Annotated in this window: 4 protein-coding genes and 1 pseudogene; all 5 read left to right on the top strand. The window is 70.1% G+C overall.

Translation table 11 applies throughout. The annotated features are described in order from the left end of the window. A pseudogene (locus Q0W90_RS23435) lies at positions 1-70 on the top strand (hypothetical protein); the annotation flags it as partial. An 8-nt stretch (positions 71-78) separates the two neighbouring features. Continuing rightward, entirely contained in the window at positions 79-888 is an 810-nt protein-coding gene (locus tag Q0W90_RS23430) for a TlyA family RNA methyltransferase (protein ID WP_297776958.1), read from the top strand. Next, positions 885-1,811: an NAD kinase gene (locus tag Q0W90_RS23425; RefSeq protein ID WP_297594018.1), complete on the top strand. Its 927-nt coding sequence runs from the start codon at positions 885-887 to the stop codon at positions 1,809-1,811. Before Q0W90_RS23430 ends, Q0W90_RS23425 begins: the two co-directional genes overlap by 4 nt. A 25-nt stretch (positions 1,812-1,836) precedes the next feature. Beyond that, a complete protein-coding gene (gene recN, locus Q0W90_RS23420; protein WP_297594020.1) occupies positions 1,837-3,609 on the top strand; it encodes a DNA repair protein RecN in 1,773 nt (590 codons plus the stop codon). A gap of 186 nt (positions 3,610-3,795) precedes the next feature. Further along, a partial coding sequence (gene steA / locus Q0W90_RS23415) for a putative cytokinetic ring protein SteA (RefSeq protein ID WP_297776954.1) occupies positions 3,796-4,583 on the top strand: 788 nt, incomplete at its 3' end.

Genomic DNA, 4,583 nt, shown 5'->3' with positions numbered 1-4,583 from the left:
GATCGCGCGCCGTCTCTCCGAGGCGCACGACGTCCTGCTGGCTGCGCTGGAGTCGGCGGAGAAGGGCTGAGTGCGCGCATGTCTCGACGCGCCCGCGTTGACGCCGAGCTGGTGCGGCGTGGGCTGGCCCGGTCGCGTCAGCAGGCCGCGGAGTTGATCGGCGCCGGCAAGGTCAGCATCGACGGGATGCCCGCGCGCAAGGCCGGCACCGCCGTCGCCGTGACCGCCGCCCTGACCGTGGCCACCGACGGCGAACGCGGCTGGGTCTCGCGCGGGGCGCACAAACTCATCGGGGCCCTGGACGCCTTCGAGATTTCCGTCGCGGGTCGGCGCTGCCTGGATGCGGGCGCGTCGACGGGTGGCTTCACCGAAGTCCTGCTGGATCGCGGGGCCACCGAAGTGGTTGCCGTGGATGTGGGATACGGCCAGCTGGCGTGGTCGCTGCGCAGCGATTCGCGGGTCGTCGTCGTCGAGCGGACCAACGTGCGTGACCTGACGCCGGAGGCGATCGGCGGGCCGGCCGACCTCGTGGTGGCGGACCTGTCGTTCATCTCGCTGTCGACGGTGTTACCGGCGCTGGCTGGATGTGCCGCACCGAACGCGGATATCGTTCCCATGGTGAAGCCACAGTTTGAGGTGGGCAAGGGCCAGGTCGGCGCGGGCGGTGTGGTTCACGACCCCGGCCTGCGCGCCGATGCCGTTTCGTCCGTCGCGCGTCGTGCCGGCGAGCTGGGTTGGCACACCGTCGACGTCACCGCCAGCCCGCTGCCCGGGCCGTCGGGCAACGTCGAATATTTTCTTAGGCTGCGCGCCCAGACCGATCGTCCGCTCGCCGGCGACGCGCTGGTGGCGGCGGTGCGGCACGCGGTGGAAAGCGGGCCGCAGTGACTCCAGCCGAACGTACCGTGTTGCTGGTCGTCCACACCGGTCGCGAAGAAGCGACCGAGACGGCCCGCCGCGTACAAAAGACATTGGGCGACAACGGGGTTGGCCTTCGCGTCCTGTCCGCCGAGGCGGTCGACCGGGGACCGTTGCACCTGGCCCCCGATGACATGCGGGCGATGGGCGTGGAGATCGACGTGGTCAACGCCGACGCGCAGGCCGCCGAGGGCTGCGAACTGGTGCTGGTGCTCGGTGGCGACGGGACATTCTTGCGGGCCGCCGAATTGGCGCGCAACGCCGGTATTCCGGTGCTCGGCGTGAACCTGGGCCGGATCGGCTTTTTGGCCGAGGCCGAGGCCGAAGCCATCGACCGGGTACTGGATCATGTTGTCGCACAGGACTATCGGGTGGAGAACCGCTTGACGCTCGACGTGGTCGTGCGCCAGGGTGGCCGCGCCTCCGCGCACGGCTGGGCGCTCAACGAAGTCAGCCTGGAAAAGGGCCCCAGGCTCGGCGTGCTGGGGGTGGTGGTCGAGATCGACGGGCGACCGGTGTCCGCCTTCGGCTGCGACGGCGTCCTGGTGTCGACGCCGACGGGATCCACCGCCTACGCGTTCTCCGCGGGCGGTCCGGTGTTGTGGCCAGACCTCGAGGCAATCCTGGTGGTACCCAACAACGCTCACGCGCTGTTCGGTCGCCCTATGGTCACCAGCCCGAACGCCACCATCGCGATCGAGGTGGAGGCCGACGGCCACGATGCCCTGGTGTTCTGCGACGGCCGCCGGGAGATACTGATCCCGGCGGGCAGCCGGATCGAGGTGAAACGCTGTGACACGGCGGTGAAGTGGGCCCGGCTGGACAGCGCCCCGTTCACCGACCGGCTGGTGCGCAAGTTCCGGCTGCCGGTGACCGGGTGGCGCGGGAACTGACGGCGCAGCACGGGGTTCTGACTGAATGCTGACTGAAATCCGCATCGAGTCGCTCGGGGCGATCAGTTCCGCGGTGGGGGAGTTCGACCGCGGCCTGACCGTACTGACCGGGGAGACCGGCACCGGGAAGACCATGGTGGTGACCGGGCTGCACCTGCTCGGCGGTGCGCGCGCCGACGCCACCCGGGTCCGATCGGGCGCCGACCGGGCGGTCGTCGAAGGTCGTTTCAGCACAACCGATCTCGACGAGGCCATGGTTGTGAAGCTCGATGAGATGCTGGACGCGTCGGGCGCGGAACGCGACGAGGACGGCAGCGTGATCGCGCTGCGCTCGGTCAGCCGCGACGGGCCGTCGCGCGCTTCCCTGGGGGGCCGCAGTGTGCCCGCGAAGTCGCTCGGCGACTTCACCGCGGGGCTGCTGACCTTGCACGGGCAGAACGACCAACTGCGACTCATCCGGCCCGAGGAGCAGTGTGGCGCGCTGGACCGCTTCGCCAAGGCGGGCCCCGCGCTCGAGCGCTACTGCAAACTGCGTGACGCCTGGTGGTCGGCGCGACGCGACCTGCTCGACCGCCGCAACCGCATGCGCGAACTCGCGCTGGAGGCCGACCGGCTGACGTTCGCCCTCAACGAAATCGACGCCGTGGGCCCGCAACCCGGTGAGGACGACGCCCTGGTCGCCGAGATCATGCGGCTCTCCGAACTGGACACCCTGCGCGAAGCCGCCGCCACCGCCCGCGCGGTGTTGTCCTCCGACGAAACCGATGGGGCCGCGCTGGGCGCCACCGATAGCCTGGGAAAGGCAAGGGCCGCACTGGAATCCACCGACGACGCGAAGCTGGTGGCGTTGGCCGGCCAGATCGGCGAGGTGCTGACCGTGCTCGTCGACGCGGCCGGTGAACTGGGCGGCTTCCTCGAGGAGCTGCCGGCCGATGCCAGCGCGCTGGAATCCAAGCTGGCCCGCCAAGCCGAACTGCGCACACTGACCCGCAAGTACGCGGCGGACATCGACGGCGTGATCCGGTGGGCCCAGGAGTCGCGGCAACGGCTCGACCAACTCGACGTCACCGAGGAAGGCTTGACGGTGCTGGCGGCCCGGGTCGACGAGCTCGGCCGCGAATTGGCCCGGGCCGCGGTCGATCTCAGCAACACGCGGCGCAAGGCCGCCAAGCGACTCGCCAAGGAGGTCACCGCCGAGCTGTCGGGGCTGGCGATGGCCGACGCTCAATTCACCATCGACGTGAGCCTGGATGCCGTGCCGGACGTCGCGTCGGCCGCCGACGACTCGGCCGTGCTCCGGCTGCCGTCGGGCGAGCTCGTCCGGGCCGGCGCCGACGGTGTCGACCAGGTCGAGTTCGGGTTCGCGGCGCACCGCGGGATGGACCAGCTGCCGCTGGCCAAGAGCGCCTCCGGCGGCGAGCTGTCCCGGGTGATGCTGGCGCTGGAGGTGGTGCTGGCCACGTCCCGTAAAGAAGCGGCGGGCACCACCATGGTGTTCGACGAGGTCGACGCGGGCGTGGGGGGCCGGGCGGCGGTGCAGATCGGACGTCGGTTGGCGAGGTTGGCGCGCACCCACCAGGTCATCGTGGTCACGCATCTGCCGCAGGTGGCGGCGTACGCCGACGTGCACCTGGTGGTGCATGCCGCCGGACCCAAGGGGACCAGCGTGGTGCGGCGCCTGGGCGGTGACGAGCGGGTCGCCGAGCTGGCGCGGATGCTGGCCGGGCTGGGCGAATCCGACAGCGGCCGCGCGCACGCCCGCGAGCTGCTCGAGGCGGCGCAGAAGGACGAGATCTAGGGCCTACCAGTCTCCGCGAGTGTGCGTGTTTGTACGTCGACACGCCGCTCAGGGCGTACAACTGCGCACACTCGCGCGACCCAGCCGTGATGCACCTGTTACTAATGGGACTCTAGATAACTTCTGAGGCTGGTGTTACGGCGCGCCTCCCCACCTCGCCCACCCATCACCGACAGAATCGCCCCCATGAAGATGTCAGGCCTGCTTTCCCGTAACCCTGCCCGGCCGGGTCTCGTCGGCACCGCCCGCGTCGATCGGAACATCGACCGGTTGCTGCGCAGGGTCTGCCCCGGCGACATCGTCGTGCTCGACATCCTGGACCTGGATCGCATCACCGCGGACGCCCTGGTGGAGGCCGACATCGCCGCGGTCGTCAACGCCTCGCCGTCGGTGTCGGGCCGCTACCCCAATCTGGGGCCCGAGGTGCTGGTCAACAACGGGGTGACCCTGATCGACGAGGCCGGACCCGACATCTTCAAGAAGGTCAAAGACGGCGCCAAGATCCGCCTGCACGAGGGCGGGGTGTACGCGGGCGATCGCAGGCTGGTGCGCGGCACCGAGCGCACCGATCACGACATCGCCGACCTGATGCGGGAGGCCAAGAGCGGCCTGTCCGCCCATCTAGAGGCGTTCGCCGGCAACACCATCGAGTTCATCAAGAGCGAGAGCCCGCTGCTGATCGATGGCATCGGCATCCCCGACGTGGACGTCGACCTGCGTCGTCGGCACGTGGTGATCGTCGCCGACGAGCCCAGCGCCGAGGACGACCTGAAGTCGCTCAAGCCGTTCATCAAGGAGTACCAGCCGGCGCTGATCGGTGTCGGCAGCGGCGCGGACGTGTTGCGCAAGGCGGGCTATCGCCCGCAGGTGATCGTCGGCGACCCCGACCACATCAGCACCGACGCGCTCAAGTGCGGCGCCCAGGTCGTGTTGCCCGCCGACGCCGACGGCCACGCGCCCGGGCTGGAGCGCAT

It is taken from the genome of Mycobacterium sp., from assembly GCF_025933915.1.
Lineage (GTDB): Bacteria > Actinomycetota > Actinomycetes > Mycobacteriales > Mycobacteriaceae > Mycobacterium.
The sequence above is the reverse complement of the archived record's forward strand: the minus strand, read 5'-3'. Positions and strand labels throughout refer to the sequence as shown.